Genomic DNA, 16,119 nt, shown 5'->3' with positions numbered 1-16,119 from the left:
AACCCCATGTCTCCCCACAGAATCGCTTTGCTGTTCAATGCCAACAAGGTGTACGACCGCCAGGTCATCGCCGGCATTGGGCATTACCTCAACAGTACGCGCGTGGAATGGGACCTCTTCATGGAAGAGGACTTCCGCAGCCGCATGCGCGACATCCACCAGTTTCGCGGCGACGGCGTCATCGCCGACTTCGACGATCCGGAAGCCCCCGACGCATTGCGCGACCTGCACATCCCGGTGGTCGCGATCGGCGGCTCGTATCACGATCCCGCCGCTTATCCTCCCGGCGTGCCCTATATCGCCACGGACAATGCCCGGCTCATCCGGCTCGCGTACGACCACCTGATCGAACAAGGCCTCGGCCGTTTCGCGTTCTACGGCATACCGCCCCACCCCGGCAGTCGCTGGGCGCAGGAACGCGAGCATGCCTTCCAGGCGATCGTGGACGAGGAATCGGTCGAGGGGATGGTCTACCAGGGCTCGCCGACCAGCGCGGGCGGCTGGGGAATGGCGGTGGAGGAACTCGTCACCTGGCTGGCCGAACTGCCCAAGCCGATCGGCATCATCGCCGTCACCGACGCACGCGCCCGGCAGTTGCTGCAGGCCTGCGTGATCGGCGGCTTCGCGGTACCCGAGCAGATCGCCATCGTCGGCATCGACAACGACCCCATGGCGCAGTTGCTCACCCGCATCCCGCTCACCTCCGTGATCCAGGGCGCGGAGGAAATGGGTCGCACCGCCGCCCACCTGCTGCATCAGATGCTGCGCGGCATGGATTGCTCCGGCACGCGCGTGCTGGTGCCACCCGTCGGCATCAACGTGCAGGTGTCGAGCAAGTACCAGCCGATGCGCAGTCCGCATGTGATGCGGGCGAGCCACTACATTCGCCAGTACGGTTGCCTGGGCATCAAGACCGAACAGGTGGCCGACTACGTCGGTGTGTCGCGCACGGTGCTGGAAGAACACTTCAAGCGCGAGCTGAAGCAGACCGTGCACCAGGTGATCCTCAAGCACAAGCTCGACACCGCCTGCGATCTCATGACGAATTCCGATACGCCACTCGCCGACATCGCGCTGCGCTGTGGCTTCACCTCACTCCAGTACATGTATGCGGTGTTCCGTCGCGAATACGATTGCACGCCGCGCCAATACCTCGACCTCCATCGCAAGACGGCGGCGACCTGATCGCCTTCCGCAGGGAAACGCTTCACCCATGCCCGTATCCAACGCCACCGCCTGGGGCCAACTCCCCGACGGCCGCCCGCTCCGCCGCTGGACCCTGCGCAACGCGCGAGACACCCAGGTCGAGATATCCGACCTCGGCGGCACCCTGCTCTCCTGGCAGACCCCGGACCGCCAGGGCCGCGTGGGCGAGGTCTTGCTCGGTCACGCCGACGCGGGGCAGTACATCGATTCCAATGCGTACATGGGCGCGATCGTCGGCCGCTGGGCCAACCGCATCCGCGGCGGGCGCTTCCGGCTCGATGGCATCGACTACAAGGTCGATCGCAACGACGGTGGCAACCACCTGCATGGCGGCAACTACGGATTTCACCTGCAACGCTGGGACGTGGAGCCGGAAGGCGAAGATCTGGTGCTACGACTGGTCTCGCCCGAGGGCGACGGCGGGTTTCCCGGCGAAGTGAAGGTCGAGTTGCACGTGAGGCTCGACGACGACGGCACGCTGGACCTGCGCTATATCGCCACCAGCGACGCCCCCACCCCGCTCAGCCTGACCGCGCATCCGTATTTCAATCTCAACGACCGGCGGCCGGATGTCCGCGACCACGTGATCCGGATCGACGCGGACGAATTCCTGGCCATCGATGCGGGAGCGATACCGGTGGGGCGCCAGCCCGTGGCCGGCACCGCCTTCGATTTCCGCGAAGCGGCGCCGATCGGCTCGCGCCTGCACTGGCCCGATCCGCAATTGCAGCTGGTGGGCGGCTTCGACCATTGCTATATCCCGCGCCCATCGATGGCCCAGGCGCCACGCGTGGTCGCGGAAGTCGTGGAACCGTCGAGCGGCCGCCGTCTCACCGTCGAGAGCGACCGCCCCGGCCTGCAGTTCTACAGCGGACAGAAACTCACCGGGCAACCCTCGCGAAACGGCGACGCTTACGGGCCCTTCGCCGGCTTCGCGCTGGAGACCCAGGCCTTTCCCGACCAGGTCAATGGCCCGGATGCGGAAGGCGCGATCCTGCGCCCCGGGGCGGTATGGCGCCAGCACACGCGCTACCGGGTCGATACACCTTAACGCAGCGGCCTGATGGAACAGGCCAGCCCCGGTGGGAGCCGACCTTGTCGGCGATCCCGCGGCAGCGGGCCAGGTCGAGGCAAGCACCCATCGCCGACAAGGTCGGCTCCAACCAGGGCTCCCCACCTGAGCGGGACCTTCTACCAACGGGCCATGTCATGAGGTGACGAGGCGCCACCGGGTACAATATCCGGATGTCCCTTATCCAACTCCTCAACGTCGACTTCAGCGTCGGCGGCCCGCTCCTGCTCGAACAGGTCGACCTTTCCCTCGATGCCGGTGAACGCGTCTGCGTCGTCGGGCGCAATGGCGCCGGCAAATCGACGCTGATGAAGCTCATCGCCGGGGAACTGCACCCGGACGATGGCGAGATCCGCCTGCAAGGCGGCACGCGCATCGCACGCCTCACGCAGGAAGTGCCGCAGGACACCTCGGGCAGCGTCTTCGACGTGGTGGCCGACGGCCTGGGTGAACTGGGCCACCTGCTCGCACGCTATCACCACCTGCTGGAAACCGGCGACATGGACGCCCTCGGCGACGTGCAGTCGCAGATCGAGGCCCACAACGCATGGGATCTCGATTCACGCGTGCAGCAGGTGATCGAACGCCTGGAACTGCCGGCGGACACCGATTTCTCCGAGTTGTCCGGCGGCATGAAGCGCCGCGTCCTGCTTGGCCAGGCGCTCGTGCGCGACCCGAACCTGCTCCTGCTCGACGAGCCGACCAACCATCTCGACATCGAGGCGATCGCCTGGCTCGAAACCTTCCTCAAGGGCTTCGCCGGCAGCATCGTCTTCATCACCCATGACCGCAGCTTCCTGCGTGCCCTGGCCACGCGCATCGTCGAGATCGATCGCGGCCAGGTCACCAGCTGGCCCGGCGACTACGACAACTACCTGCGCCGCCGCGAGGAACGCCTGCATGCGGAAGCCCAGGCCCAGGCGCATTTCGACCGCAAGCTGGCCCAGGAAGAAGTCTGGATACGCCAGGGCATCAAGGCGCGTCGCACCCGAAACGAAGGCCGCGTGCGCGCGCTGAAAGCGATGCGCAACGAGCGCGCCCAGCGACGCGAACAATCCGGCAACGCCAGGATCACCCTAGCCACCGCGCAGTCCTCGGGGCGCAAGGTGATCGACGCGAAGCACGTCACCCAGGCTTACGGCGGACGCACGCTGCTGCGCGATATCTCCACCACGATCATGCGTGGCGACCGCGTCGGCATCATGGGCCCGAACGGCGCGGGCAAGTCCACGCTGCTGAAGATCCTGTTGGGTGAACTCAAGCCGCAGGAAGGCGAGGTCACACTGGGTACCGGCCTGGAAGTGGCGTATTTCGACCAGCACCGCTCCACGCTGGACGACCGGCTGAACGCCCTCGACAACGTTGCCCAGGGCCGCGAATACATCGAGCTCAACGGCCAACGCAAGCACATCGTCGGCTACCTGCAGGATTTCCTGTTCTCGCCCGAACGATCCCGCGCACCGATCACGCGGCTTTCCGGCGGCGAACGCAACCGCCTGCTCCTCGCGAAGCTGTTCGCCCAGCCGTCGAACCTGCTGGTGATGGACGAACCGACCAACGATCTCGACGTGGAGACGCTGGAACTGCTCGAGGAACTGTTGAACGAATACACCGGTACGCTGTTGCTGGTATCGCATGATCGCGACTTCATCGACAACGTGGTGACCAGCACCCTGGTGCTCGAAGGCGACGGTGTGGTCGGCGAATACATCGGCGGTTACAGCGATTGGTTGCGGCAGAGGCCCGCCGTGGCCTCGAAGCCTGCCGGGTCGAAGGCTGCGTGGTCTTCGTCGACGTCAGAGGCATCGGGGCCGGGGGCGACGCAAGCCGCCACTTCTGCTTCGGCACCGACGGCCGTAGCCGCGCCCGTCGCAGCTACGCCGAAGAAAAAGCTCTCCTTCAAAGAGCAGCGGGAGCTTGAATTGCTGCCGGCGAAGCTGGAGGAACTCGAATCCGAGATCGCCCGCCGCACCGCCGCGATGAACGACCCGAAGTACTTCCAGCAAGATGCGGCGACGATCACGCGCGGCAACGAGGAACTGGCCCGGTTACAGACGGAACTGGACGTGGCGTTCGCGCGCTGGGAAGAACTGGAAGGCTGATAAAGCCCACCCGATCCAGGCCGCCCGAAAGGCCCTCACCCCTTGTGGGAGCCGCTTCAGCGGCGATGGGTGCTTGCCTCGACCTGGCCCGCTGCCGCGGGATCGCCGGCAAAGCCGGCTCCCACAGGTCTGGTTCCTGCCGGTCTGCTCCTGCCCGGTCTGCTCGATGCTGTTGTGGGAGCCGCTTCAGCGGCGATGCGTGCTTGCATCGACCTGGCCCGCTGCCGCGGGATCGCCGGCAAAGCCGGCTCCCACCGGGGCATCGCTTTATAGCTGGAACACCTCGACCACGCGGGCCAGTTCGGCGGCCTGGTCTTCCAGGCTCTTCGCGGCCGCCGCGGCTTCCTCGACCAGGGCCGAGTTCTGCTGGGTCGAGTCGTCCATGCGCGAGACGGCGTGGTTGATCCGGCCGATCTGTTCGGACTGTTCGCTGGAGGCCTGGCTGATGTTGCCCATCAGGTCCGCCACCGCGCGAATGCGGCCCAGCACCGTTTCCATGTTGCGCCCCGCGTCCGTTACCAGGCCGTGCCCCGCGTCGACCTGGGCCACCGATTCGGTGATCAGCGACTCGATCTCTTTCGCCGCCGACGCGCTGCGTTGGGCGAGATGGCGCACCTCTTCCGCCACGACGGCGAAGCCCTTGCCCTGCTCGCCCGCCCGCGCCGCTTCCACCGCGGCGTTGAGCGCAAGGATATTCGTCTGGAAGGCGATGCCGTTGATGATGCCGATGACGTCGGCGATACGCTGCGCCGAGGCCTGGATGCCGTTCATCGCTTCCACTGCCTCCTGCATCGCGCCAGCCTCCTGCTGCACCGCCACGCTCGCGTCGGCCGCCAGCGCGCTCGCCCTCGCCGAGTGGCCCGCGTTGTCGCGGACCGTACGCGTCAGCAGGTCGAGGCTGGACGCCGTCAGCTGGAGTTCGTGCGCCTGGGTTTCCGTGCGTGACGACAGATCGGCATTGCCCGCCGCGATCTCCGACGTGCTGCCCGCCATGCTGGCCGCGGCCTTGCGCACGGAACGGGCGATATCGCCAAGACCGTCGCCGATGCCATCGATGGAACGCATCAACTGGCCGATCTCGTCCTCGCGCGCGGAGGCGAGCCGCGCCGTGAGGTCGCCCTCGGCGAGACGTCGCGCCGCCTCGACGGCGTCGGCAAGCGGCCGGGTGATACGCGTGCGTATCGCGAGGAACAGGAACACGCACAACGCGATGACCAGTGCGACGCTGGTCGCCGCGGCGATGAGGCGCATATGCCGGACCGGGCCGAACAGTTCATCCATGTCCACCGTACCCGCCACGAGCCAGTTCCATGCGGGATCGGTCGCATAGACGGCCATCCGGTCCACCGCATGACCATCCACCTCGACGCGATAGCGCAGTTCGCCTTTCCCACCGGACAGCATGCGGCCGAAGATCGGCTGACCATCCACGTCGAGCATCTTGAGGGCGGCGCCGGGTGCCTTCGCCGCATCGTTCGTCATCGACGGATCGACGATCAGCGTGCCGTACCGCTTTCCGGCGCTGGCATCGACGACGGAGTAATAGCCGCTCTGGCCGATGTGGATCGCGGCGATCTCGTCCTGCAGCGATTTCATCTCCTTGCCGATCTCCACCCCGACGAAGAAGACGCCGAGCACGTTGCCCGCCTCGTCCTTGATCGGCTCGTAGCGCGTGATGTACGGACGATCGAACAACACGGCCGGGCCACCGTACGACTTGCCCGTGAGCAGCAAGGGAAACGCCGGATGGGCATGATCGATGGAGGTGCCGACCGCACGCGAGCCGTCCTCTTTCTTCAACGAGGTGGTGACACGAACGAAGTCGGGCCCGTCACGGACGAACAGCGTCGCCACCACGTGTGCCCGCGCGGAAAATTCGTCGGTCAGGGTGAAATCGTTGTTCAACGGCTTGCCGTCATGCAACAGCGAGGGCACGGTGTGCCCGGCCATCATCACGCGGTGCTTGTCGTCGACCGTGAACTTTCCGGGGAAGTAACTCTTGTACACGCCGAGGAAGCGGTCGGACTCGGCCAGGAGCGCACCGCTGAACGTGTTGACCGTGCCGATGATGGCCCGGTTGCCGCGGGCGAGGTCCTCGCGGGCCCTGGCCTCCAGCTCCCGCGAGGCCATGGTCGTGACGACGACGGTGAGCAAGGCGATGCCGAGGGCGACGATGCCGACGACGAGCAGGGTCAGTCGCGCGCCGACACTCATGCCGCGCCGGCCGGCGCGGTCGCTGTTCTGGTTCATGGAGTCCTACCGGAGTGGTGGAGCACCCCGAACGGGTGCCCATGGCCGTTATGTCGGCAGGCCCGGGCGGGGCTTTAGCCCTCAACCCGTATTCTGGAGCCCTTGTGAGACGCCGTTCACACAAGCGACCAGGGCGCTGAGCAGGGCGTCGTCCTGTCCGCCGGTGGCGCGCCAGCGTCGCAGGAGGTCGACCTGGAGCAGGCTCATCGGGTCCACGTACGGGTTGCGCAGGCGGATCGAGGTGGCCAGCCGGGGCTCGGCGGCCAGCAGCTCCTTCGCGCCCTTGAGTTTCAGCAGCCAGGCGACGGTTCGCTCGAACTCCTCGCGGATCATCGGGAAGAAGCGCTCGTGCAACGGGCCGGCCAGACGGGAGAAGGCCTCGGCGATGTCGATATCCGCCTTGGCCAACACCATTTCCACGTCGTCGAGCATGGTGGAGAAGAAGGGCCAGTCGCGCGCCATGCGCACCAGCGCTTCCTCACCGCACTCCCGCGCTACGGTGTCGAGCGCGGCGCCGAGCCCGTACCAGCCGGTGAGCACCGCGCGGCACTGGGTCCAGGAAAACACCCAGGGAATCGCGCGCAGGTCCTCGACGCCTTTCATGCTGCGCCGGCGCGCGGGACGCGAACCGAGCGTCATGCGCTCGATCACGTCGATGGGCGTGGCGCCACGGAAGTACTCGACGAAGCCCTCGGTGTCGACGAAGGCGCGGTAAGCCTTGCGGCTTTCACCGGAAAGCCGTGCCATGGTCTCCTTCCACGCGGCCTCGCGTGATTCGACCTCGCGCGGCCGCAACGAGGCACGCATCACGGCGCCGAGCGTCTGTTCCAGGTTGCGCACGGCGAGTGCGCGGATGCCGTACTTGCGATGGATCACCTCGCCTTGTTCGGTGACACGAAGCACGCCACCGACGGAACCGCGCGGCGAAGCCATCAATGCCGGCGTGATGCGCGATCCACCGCGGCTCGCCGAACCGCCGCGGCCATGGAAGAACGCCACGCGGACACCGGCCTTCGAGGCCACGTCGAGCAGTTCCACTTGAGCGCGCTGCAGGCTCCACTTGGACGCGACGGTGCCGCCGTCCTTGCCACTATCGGAATATCCCAGCATTACCCACTGCCGGTCGCCACGCGCCTTGAGGTGGGCGCGATAGACGGGGTCGTCCAGCAGCGCCTGGAGGGTTTCCGCACCGCCGGCGAGGTCGTCGATCGTCTCGAACAGCGGTGCGATATCGAGCGGCACGCGGCCGTCCTCCAGGAGACCGCCCCGCCGCGCGAGCGCCAGCACGGCGAGCACGTCCGCCGCGGTCTCGGCCATGCTGATGATGTAGAGCCCGGTGGCTTCCGGGCCATAACGCTTGCGCGAATCGGCCAAGGTGGCGAACACCGCGCGCAGCATCCCGGCGGCCTCGTGGTCGTCGCCCGCGACGAAACTGCGCTCGCCCGCCGCGTACGGCCGCAGCGTCTTCACGCGCGCCACCGTGTCGCGGTTGGCCCAGTCGCCGTCACCGAGCAACGCCGCCAACGCTTCATCGTGGACACGCGCATCCTGGCGTACGTCCAGGCGTGCCAGGTGGAATCCGAACGTGCGTGCGCGCCACAGGAGACGATTCACCGCGTACGCGCCGGCATGCGCGCCGCCGTGGTCCACGAGGCTCTTCTCGACCAGCGCGATGTCGCCGATGAACTCGTCGGCCGACGCATAGGCCTCGGCTCCTTCGTGCAACGTGGCGTCCAGACGGGCCGCGACGAAGGTCAGGAAGCCGCGATAGGGCATGTCGGCATGGCGGGGCCGGATGCGTTCCGCCGCGTCGGGAAGGCGTTCGCGGTAATCCTCGATGCGTCGTTGAAGTTTGTCGTCCAGCGTGACGCGATCCTCGGTCTGGCTGAGCAGGCGGCCGAGGCTGGCGGCATCCTCCATGTAGCGCTCGAGCACCAGCGTCCGTTGCGCCGCGAGAGTGGCGGCGATGGTGTCCGCGTTGACGTTGGGATTGCCGTCCATGTCGCCGCCCACCCAGGTGGCGAAGCGAAGCAGGCGCGGGATCGTCACGCCTTCGCCATAGGTTTCCGCGATGGCCTGCTGCAACGATTCGTAGAGGGCGGGCAGCACGCGGTAGATCGGCCGGGAGATGTAGAAGCCGACATGGTCGAATTCATCCTGCACGCTGGGCCGTACCGGCGAGGCTTCGGCGGTCTGCCAGCCGGCGGAGAGCGCCATGAGGATGCGCGCGTCGTCGTCGCGCAGTTCCTGCGGCGTGCGCGTGGGATCGAACTCCTCGACCAGCGCCCGGACGATTTCCTGCTCTTTCTCGAGCAGTGAGCGGCGCACGGCTTCCGTGGGATGGGCGGTGAACACCGGCTCCACGTCCAGCCGTTCGAGCAGGCGGACCAGTTCGTCGCGGCCGACGCCGTCTTTCTTCAGCACGGTGAGCACCGCCGCCAGCGACTCAGGCTGCGGCGCCCCGCCCTCGCGCTGGTAGTCGCGGCGGCGGCGGATGCGGTGGACCCGTTCGGCGGTGTTCACCGCCTGGAAATAGGTGGCGAAGGCGCGGGCCAGCGCCTCGGCGTCCGCGGCGTCCAGGCCCGTCAGCGATTCGGCCAGCGCATCCACGGCCGCACCGCTGCGCCGGCGGTGGATCGCCGCCGTGCGCACGTGTTCCACGCGCTCGAAGAAGGCCTGGCCGCCTTGTTCCGCCAACATCTGGCCGACCAGGGCGCCGAGGCGGCGCACGTCCTCGCGCAGGGGGCCGTCGTGGGGCAGGAACTCGGGATCGCGTGCGGCTTCCATGGGACTCTCGGTTGGCGTCGAAACCCTGAGAGTACCGAAAAAGATGTGTTCATCCCTGCATCCGGATTCCGCGATACAATCGGCGGACCGTTTTGCCCGCCGAGGGGCGCTGCGACCGTGGGAACGTCCCATAGGCCAGGCTCGGCGCGGCGTCCCACCAAACGGCGCCCCCGTGAATCTCCGGAGCTACGCCAGATGAACGCCGTCACCAAAGACACCTTCCAAGATTACAAGGTCCGCGATATCTCGCAGGCCGCCCTCGGCCGCCGCCGCATCCGCATGGCGGAAGAGGAAATGCCGGGCCTGATGCAGATCCGCGCCCGTTATGCCAAGGAGAAGCCGCTCCAGGGCGTGCGCCTCTCCGGCTCCCTGCACGTCACCAAGGAAACCGCCGTGCTGGCCGAGACCCTGCGCGAGCTGGGTGCGTCGGTCCGCTGGGCTTCCTGCAACATCTTCTCCACCCAGGACGACGTCGCCGCGGCGCTGGCCGCCGGTGGCCTGCCGGTGTTCGCCTGGAAGGGCGAGTCGCTGGAGGAATACTGGGACTGCACGCTCGACATGCTGACCCACCCGGGCGAGCTCGGCCCGCAGCTGATCGTCGACGACGGCGGCGACGCCACCCTGCTCATCCACAAGGGCCTCGAACTCGAGCAGGGTTCGGACTGGGTGAACTCGCCGGCCGCCAACCACGAGGAACAGGTCATCAAGGACCTGCTCAAGCGCGTCGCCAAGGAGCGTCCGGGCTTCTGGACCAAGGTCGCCGCCGAATGGCGCGGCGTCTCCGAAGAGACCACCACCGGCGTGCACCGCCTGTACCAGCTCGCCGAAGCCGGCAAGCTGCTGGTCCCGGCGATCAACGTCAACGATTCGGTCACCAAGAGCAAGTTCGACAACCTCTACGGTTGCCGTGAATCGCTGGCCGACGGCATCAAGCGCGCCACCGACCTCATGGTCGCCGGCAAGGTCGCCGTCGTCTGTGGCTACGGCGACGTGGGCAAGGGCTGCGCCCATTCGCTGAAGGGCTTCGGTGCCCGCGTCATCGTCACCGAGATCGATCCGATCAACGCCCTGCAGGCCGCGATGGAAGGCTTCCAGGTCACGACGATCGAAGAGACCCTCGGTCTCGGCGACATCTATGTCACCACCACGGGCAACAAGGACATCATCACGCTGGAGCACATGGCGGCGATGAAGAACAACGCCCTGGTCTGCAACATCGGCCACTTCGACAACGAGATCCAGATCGACCGTCTGAACGCGGCGAAGGACGTCTCCCGCGAGACGATCAAGCCGCAGGTCGACCGTTACACCTTCGCCAAGGGCAACAGCATCTACATGCTGGCCGAAGGCCGCCTGGTGAACCTCGGTTGCGCACACGGCCACCCGAGCTTCGTCATGTCGAACAGCTTCTCCAACCAGACGCTGGCGCAGATCGACTTGTGGAAGAACAAGGACACCTATGAGAAGACGGTGTACCGCCTGCCGAAGAAGCTCGACGAGGAAGTCGCCCGCCTGCACCTGGAGCAGATCGGCGTAAAGCTGACCGTGCTCACCAAGGAACAGGCCGACTATATCGGCGTGCCGGTGGAAGGCCCGTACAAGCCGGACCACTACCGCTACTGATCGAACGATCCGTCGTGGTCACGAGGAGGCGCCTTCGGGCGCCTTCTTGCGTTTGGACCACGGGCCATGACGTTCAACGCACCCATTCGACCAGTGGCTTTCCCTTCGGGACGATGTAGGTGCCCAGTTCGGCGCCATTGGTGGTTCCTACGTTCGTCGCCTTGTGCACGACACCGGCGGGCACGAACAGCACCTCGCCCGCCTTCAGGCGAACCGGCGGTTTCCCTTCCAGGGTGTACTCCAACGTGCCTTCGATCACGTAGATGATTTCCTCGCCCGGGTGCCTGTGGTTCGGCGCGGTCTTTCCGGGATCGATATCGACGCGCAATTGCACTTCTTCCCAGCCGGGGATGCTGAGGTCGTGCTGGGAAAGTTCGGTGCGGCGGCTGGTCGTGGGCTGGTCCGCGGCGGCGATCTGGGTGGCCGACGTGGCAGTGAATGCCAGGACGGCGGCGAGGACGATGGTTTTCATGGGCTACTCCGGTGAGTAGCCCCATTAGGCGCTTGCGCTGTATTCGGGAGATTTCCCGAATCGCCTATATTTGTATCCGCGCGTACGGACATCTTTCCATCTGGATGGAAAGATATTTATACTGCGGGCATTCACGCGAGATCGCCCATGCCCGCCATCAGCTTCGAATTCTTCCCGCCCAAGACCGACGAGCAGCGCGCGCAGCTCGATGCGGCGGTCGTCCGCCTCAAGGCACACGCGCCCGACTACGTTTCGGTGACCTTTGGCGCGGGCGGGTCGACGCTCAGCTACACCGACGACACGGTAAAGCGCCTGCGAGCCGAGCACGGCCTTTCGGTGGCGCCACACCTGTCCTGCATGGGTGGCACGAAGGCGGAGATCGCCGCGCTGCTGGAGACCTACAAGGCCACGGGCTGTCGTCGCATCGTCGCCCTGCGCGGCGATCTTCCCTCCGGCATGGCCACTCCTGGCGATTTCCGCTATGCGGCGGAACTGGTCGCCTTCATCCGCGAGCACAGCGGCGACCACTTTCATATCGAGGTCGCGGCCTATCCGGAAACCCATCCGCAGGCCGAGAACGCGTTGACCGACCTCAGGCATTTCAAGGCCAAGGTCGACGCCGGCGCCAATGGCGCGATCACGCAGTACTTCTTCAACGCGGATGCCTACTTCCGCTTCGTGGACGACGTGGCGAAGCTGGGCGTGCAGGTGCCGATCGTCCCGGGCATCATGCCGATCGCCAATTTCAGCCAGTTGCGCCGATTCTCCGAGCAATGCGGTGCGGAAATTCCCCGTTGGATCGTGAAGCGCATGCAAGCCCACGGCGACGACGCGGCCGCGGTGCGCGACCTGGGTGCCGAGGTGGTGGCGGAACTGTGCCAGCGCCTGCTCGACGGCGGCGCACCCGGGCTGCATTTCTATACGATCAATCGCGCGCGCGCGACGATCTCCGTGCTGGAACGGCTCGCCGCGCGGTAAACGTGCGCGCCGTCACCCTTCGGTGAGGCGCCGCCGGGGATGATGACGCACCGCTCGCCACCGTGTTCCGCCCCGTGATCCGCGCCATCGCCCTGCTCCTCCTGCTTTTCCTCGCCCTGCCCGCCGCCGCGCAGACCGCGATCCATCGCTGTGTCGGGTCCGACGGGCGCCCCGTCTTCAGCGACCAGCCGTGCACCAGCCTCGGCGCCACGTCGATCATGCCTGCGACGGCGTCCTCCGCTTTGGCGGCCACACCGGATGGCCCCTCGGCCGGTCTGCTTTGCGCGAAGGATCTCGCCGAATTACGCGACGGCGTGGCGCAAGCCTTCGCCTCCCGCAGCGCCAACCGCATCGGCGGTCTGATCCTGTGGAACGGCTACGGCAGCGGTGGCACCGTGGACAGCCTTCGTTCCATGGAAGCGCTGGTGCGGCAACCCCTGGTCTCACTCGAAGGCAGCGAGGGTGGCGGCATCGACGCGGTGACCTCGGGCCCCGGCGGTGACGGATCGACCCGCCGCGCGCATTTTGGCGTGGTGAGGGATTCCGGCTGCCTGTGGCTGCGCCCGCCGGGGTGAGACAGGCGCTCCATCCGCCACCGCACTGACGCGACGCGCCATGTAGGCCGCCGCCGTACCCGTTATCATGGGCGGTCCCCTCCGGAGCGTACCCATGTCGCAGAACTACCCCGATTGGATCTGGCAGAACGGGCAGATCAAGCCGTGGCGCGAAGCCACCGTCCACGTGATGGCGCATGCGCTGCACTATGGCTCGTCGGTGTTCGAAGGCATCCGCAGCTACGAAACGCCCGATGGCGCCGCCATCTTCCGCCTCACCGACCACCTGAAGCGCCTGTTCCTCTCGGCGAAGATCTACGACATCGAGATCCCCTACTCGGTCGATGAATTGGCCGAGGCCTGCCGCGAGGTCGTCAAGAAGAACGACCTCAAGGCCGCCTACCTGCGTCCTGTCGCCTTCCGTGGCCTGGGCGGCTTCGGCCTCTCGGCCGAATGCCCCACCGACGTGGCCGTGGCGACGTGGCCCATGGGTCCTTATCTCGGTCCCGAGGCGCTGGAGAATGGCATCGACGCTTGCGTGTCGAGCTGGCAGCGCTTCGCGCCCAACACGATTCCCGCCGGTGCCAAGGCGGGCGGCAACTACCTCTCCGGCCAGCTGATCGCCCGCGAGGCGCGCCGCCTGGGCTTCGGTGAAGGCATCGCGCTGGCCTCCACGGGCCTGCTCAGCGAAGGTGCGGGCGAGAACCTGTTCCTGGTCTTCGACGGCGTGCTGCACACCACCCCGGCCAGCGCCTCGATCCTCACCGGCATCACCCGCCACACCCTGATGACGCTGGCGCGCGAGGAAGGCATCGAGGTGGTCGAACGCGACCTGCCGCGCGAGTACCTCTACCTCGCCGACGAAATCCTCATGTGCGGCACGGCGGCCGAAGTCACGCCGATCCGCTCCGTGGACGGCAAGAAGGTCGGCAGCGGCAAGGGCGGCCCGATCACCCGCCGCCTCCAGGAACTCTTCTTCGGCCTGTTCACCGGCAAGACCGCAGACCGCTGGGGTTGGCTGGAACCGTTGTAAGAAGCCGCAAACTGGCCCGTCGCCCCCCGGCGGCGGGCTAGCCCTCTGTTAAGAGACGGGCCCGTCGCGATACGATCCGGCCGCCAGGGAGGTGCCAACTCGGACTGGCTCATCGACAGGGGGAAAACATGAAATGGAACCACCTCGCCGCCGTTGCGGCGATAGCGCTCGCGTCCGTCCTCAGCGGCTGCGCCAGTGTCCAGAAAGCGGGACACGATGCGAACGACCAGGCGAAGATGTTCACACCGATGACCGACAAGGCCATCGTCTATGTCTACCGTGACGAACTGCTGGGCGCCGCGATCAAGATGCCGGTGAAGATCGACGACGTCGTTGCAGGACAGACGGGCCCGAAGAGCTTCCTGCAACTCGCCGTCACTCCGGGACACCACGTCATCACGTCCCTCAGCGAGAAGGACGCTTCCCTCGCCATCGATGCCGAAGCCGGCAAGACGTACTACGTCTGGCAAGAGGTGAAGATGGGCCTGATGTCGGCCCGTAGCGCGCTCCATCTCGTCTCCGAACAAGTAGGGCAAGCCGGCGTTCGAAAATGCGACCTGTTGCAGACCGACGTCCCTGCGTTCCGCGTGCCCCCGTCGACGGGGACGGTCGTTACGCCGACGAAGGTCGTCGAGGCCGCTCCGACGGTCAACGAGCCGGTCGATGCCGCCGTCGACGCCGCGACTCCCGTACCTGCCGAACAATCCGTGGCATCTACAGCCCCGACCTCGAACGTGGCGGCAGCGCAGCCCGAGGGTGGACTGGCCGTACTCGATACCCGCGTGGACAAGCCGACCTTTCTTGCGGCACAGGATGTCGCCTCACGGCACCAGTGCGAGCGACTGCTGCGCGTCAGGAGCGTGAGCGGCGCCGAAGCTCATTTCTACAGCGCCTGTCCTGGCACCGCCTCGCCGCTGGAAATCACTTGCAAGGGCAGCCATTGCGACGAGGACCCGCGGGGCTGATCAAAAGGAAAGCCCAGGGTGGCCCCCGGCTAGGCCCGGGGTAGGACCGGGGTGGGAAGCGCGCTGGCGCGCGATCGGCCTTGCGGCAAGCCCGATCGCGGCCCAGGCCGCTTCCCACCCAGGCCGTTTCCCACCCAGGTTGCTTCCTACCCCAGGTTGCTTGCCACCCTCGGGTGGCTTCACCTTGGGCCGCTTTAGTTGCAGAAGCCGTTCGGGTAGGAGGACGACTTGTAGGCGTAGAGCCAGCTGGTCTTGCCGCCGTCGTTGGCGATGTTCCAGCCGTTGCCGATCGAGCCGATCGCCTTGTTCAGGGTCTGCGAGCGGGTGAGCACTGGCGTGGTGAAGTAGCTGTCCGCGTCGGCCTCGACGCGGAACGACAGCTCGGCCAGCGCGGGAGCGGACGCGCCGTTGATGTACCACAGGGTCAGCGTGAACTCGGCCACCGATTGCCCGATGTCGGATTCCGGGCCGTCGTATTCCTGTTGCGTCACCGTGACACCCGCCACCGGCGAAAGCCCGGCGGTGGAGATATCGGACAACGCCGACGCACCCGGGAACTGCTTGATCAGGGCCGAGACGGTCGTGGGCGTGGTGGTCGCGTCCTGCTTGGTGGAATGTGCGAGCACGAGGCCGCCCGGCGTGACGTCGGTCTCGAGCTTGGTCTCCTTGTTCTTGCCCGCACCCGATACGTCCGTCCAATAGGACAGCTCTTCGTCCGCGTGACGGAACTTGAACTGGATATCGCTATGGTCGCCGGCGCGCGTCCGCACCGAATAGCCGCGATTCATCAGCGAGCAGCTGTGCGGGGTGTCGTAGTAGGCCAGCGTGTCGCGATCGCCCGCGCTGAAGTTGCCGGTGATCGTCTTGTCGAAGGCAAGCGCGGACAGACGCACCGAAACATCGTGCAGGAGCGTGGCCGCCGCGCTGGACGGATTGCTGGCGAAGCGCGTGGGATCGAGCAGCACCTTGTATTCCTTGCTGTCGACGTAGGCCGGCGTGTTGGCATGGCTGGCCGTGGCGCCGAGAAGCAGCGTGGCCGACAACAGGGATAGAACCGTACGTTTCATCATGCGCATG

General features: G+C 66.5%; 12 protein-coding genes and 1 riboswitch. Of the genes, 8 read left to right on the top strand and 4 right to left on the bottom strand.

Features of this window, described 5'->3' with window-relative positions; translation table 11 throughout:
• Positions 1-6: 6 nt before the first annotated feature.
• The 3 genes from AB6730_RS05455 (at position 7) to AB6730_RS05445 (ending at position 4,380) form a co-directional block, all read left to right on the top strand.
• Entirely contained in the window at positions 7-1,185 is a 1,179-nt protein-coding gene (locus AB6730_RS05455) for a XylR family transcriptional regulator (protein WP_371022640.1), read from the top strand.
• 28 nt (positions 1,186-1,213) lie between these two features.
• Positions 1,214-2,257: an aldose epimerase family protein gene (locus AB6730_RS05450; protein ID WP_371022639.1), complete on the top strand. Its 1,044-nt coding sequence runs from the start codon at positions 1,214-1,216 to the stop codon at positions 2,255-2,257.
• Positions 2,258-2,451: 194 nt separating this feature from the next.
• Complete coding sequence (locus tag AB6730_RS05445) at positions 2,452-4,380, top strand: ATP-binding cassette domain-containing protein (protein WP_371022638.1); 1,929 nt, start codon at positions 2,452-2,454, stop codon at positions 4,378-4,380.
• Positions 4,381-4,647: 267 nt separating this feature from the next.
• Here the strand turns inward: AB6730_RS05445 and AB6730_RS05440 are convergent, their stop codons facing one another.
• Entirely contained in the window at positions 4,648-6,630 is a 1,983-nt protein-coding gene (locus tag AB6730_RS05440) for a Cache 3/Cache 2 fusion domain-containing protein (protein WP_371022637.1), read from the bottom strand.
• An 81-nt stretch (positions 6,631-6,711) separates the two neighbouring features.
• Complete coding sequence (gene ppc / locus AB6730_RS05435) at positions 6,712-9,417, bottom strand: phosphoenolpyruvate carboxylase (protein WP_371022636.1); 2,706 nt, start codon at positions 9,415-9,417, stop codon at positions 6,712-6,714.
• Between the two features lie 95 nt (positions 9,418-9,512).
• Positions 9,513-9,594, top strand: a riboswitch (S-adenosyl-L-homocysteine riboswitch).
• A gap of 18 nt (positions 9,595-9,612) precedes the next feature.
• Here ppc and ahcY point away from each other — a divergent pair.
• On the top strand, positions 9,613-11,040 hold the full coding sequence (gene ahcY / locus AB6730_RS05430) for an adenosylhomocysteinase (RefSeq protein WP_371022635.1): 1,428 nt from the start codon (positions 9,613-9,615) through the stop codon (positions 11,038-11,040).
• 73 nt (positions 11,041-11,113) lie between these two features.
• Here the strand turns inward: ahcY and AB6730_RS05425 are convergent, their stop codons facing one another.
• Positions 11,114-11,512: a cupin domain-containing protein gene (locus AB6730_RS05425; RefSeq protein ID WP_371022634.1), complete on the bottom strand. Its 399-nt coding sequence runs from the start codon at positions 11,510-11,512 to the stop codon at positions 11,114-11,116.
• A gap of 147 nt (positions 11,513-11,659) precedes the next feature.
• Between AB6730_RS05425 and metF the strand changes: the two genes are divergently transcribed.
• The 4 genes from metF (at position 11,660) to AB6730_RS05405 (ending at position 15,042) form a co-directional block, all read left to right on the top strand.
• Entirely contained in the window at positions 11,660-12,490 is an 831-nt protein-coding gene (gene metF, locus AB6730_RS05420; RefSeq protein ID WP_371022633.1) for a methylenetetrahydrofolate reductase [NAD(P)H], read from the top strand.
• Positions 12,491-12,552: 62 nt separating this feature from the next.
• Positions 12,553-13,065: a DUF4124 domain-containing protein gene (locus tag AB6730_RS05415; protein ID WP_371022632.1), complete on the top strand. Its 513-nt coding sequence runs from the start codon at positions 12,553-12,555 to the stop codon at positions 13,063-13,065.
• Positions 13,066-13,159: 94 nt separating this feature from the next.
• The gene (locus AB6730_RS05410; RefSeq protein ID WP_371022631.1) at positions 13,160-14,077 is read left to right on the top strand and encodes a branched-chain amino acid transaminase; all 918 of its coding nucleotides are present in this window, start codon (positions 13,160-13,162) and stop codon (positions 14,075-14,077) included.
• Positions 14,078-14,205: 128 nt separating this feature from the next.
• The gene (locus tag AB6730_RS05405) at positions 14,206-15,042 is read left to right on the top strand and encodes a DUF2846 domain-containing protein (protein ID WP_371022630.1); all 837 of its coding nucleotides are present in this window, start codon (positions 14,206-14,208) and stop codon (positions 15,040-15,042) included.
• 194 nt (positions 15,043-15,236) lie between these two features.
• Here the strand turns inward: AB6730_RS05405 and AB6730_RS05400 are convergent, their stop codons facing one another.
• Positions 15,237-16,112, bottom strand: coding sequence for a hypothetical protein (locus tag AB6730_RS05400; protein WP_371022629.1), 876 nt, complete (start codon positions 16,110-16,112; stop codon positions 15,237-15,239).
• Positions 16,113-16,119: the final 7 nt, after the last annotated feature.

The organism is Luteibacter sp. RCC_6_2 (assembly GCF_041360655.1).
Lineage (GTDB): Bacteria > Pseudomonadota > Gammaproteobacteria > Xanthomonadales > Rhodanobacteraceae > Luteibacter.
This window is presented reverse-complemented; position numbering and strand designations above follow the sequence as displayed.

What these genes read in the sequence shown, in the direction of transcription:
- AB6730_RS05455 (WP_371022640.1), top strand. Translation starts at nt 7, where the DNA reads ATGTCTCCCCACAGAATCGCTTTGCTGTTCAATGCCAACAAGGTGTAC.
- AB6730_RS05450 (WP_371022639.1), top strand. Translation starts at nt 1,214, where the DNA reads ATGCCCGTATCCAACGCCACCGCCTGGGGCCAACTCCCCGACGGCCGC.
- AB6730_RS05445 (WP_371022638.1), top strand. Translation starts at nt 2,452, where the DNA reads ATGTCCCTTATCCAACTCCTCAACGTCGACTTCAGCGTCGGCGGCCCG.
- AB6730_RS05440 (WP_371022637.1), bottom strand. Translation starts at nt 6,630, where the DNA reads ATGAACCAGAACAGCGACCGCGCCGGCCGGCGCGGCATGAGTGTCGGC.
- ppc (WP_371022636.1), bottom strand. Translation starts at nt 9,417, where the DNA reads ATGGAAGCCGCACGCGATCCCGAGTTCCTGCCCCACGACGGCCCCCTG.
- ahcY (WP_371022635.1), top strand. Translation starts at nt 9,613, where the DNA reads ATGAACGCCGTCACCAAAGACACCTTCCAAGATTACAAGGTCCGCGAT.
- AB6730_RS05425 (WP_371022634.1), bottom strand. Translation starts at nt 11,512, where the DNA reads ATGAAAACCATCGTCCTCGCCGCCGTCCTGGCATTCACTGCCACGTCG.
- metF (WP_371022633.1), top strand. Translation starts at nt 11,660, where the DNA reads ATGCCCGCCATCAGCTTCGAATTCTTCCCGCCCAAGACCGACGAGCAG.
- AB6730_RS05410 (WP_371022631.1), top strand. Translation starts at nt 13,160, where the DNA reads ATGTCGCAGAACTACCCCGATTGGATCTGGCAGAACGGGCAGATCAAG.
- AB6730_RS05405 (WP_371022630.1), top strand. Translation starts at nt 14,206, where the DNA reads ATGAAATGGAACCACCTCGCCGCCGTTGCGGCGATAGCGCTCGCGTCC.
- AB6730_RS05400 (WP_371022629.1), bottom strand. Translation starts at nt 16,112, where the DNA reads ATGATGAAACGTACGGTTCTATCCCTGTTGTCGGCCACGCTGCTTCTC.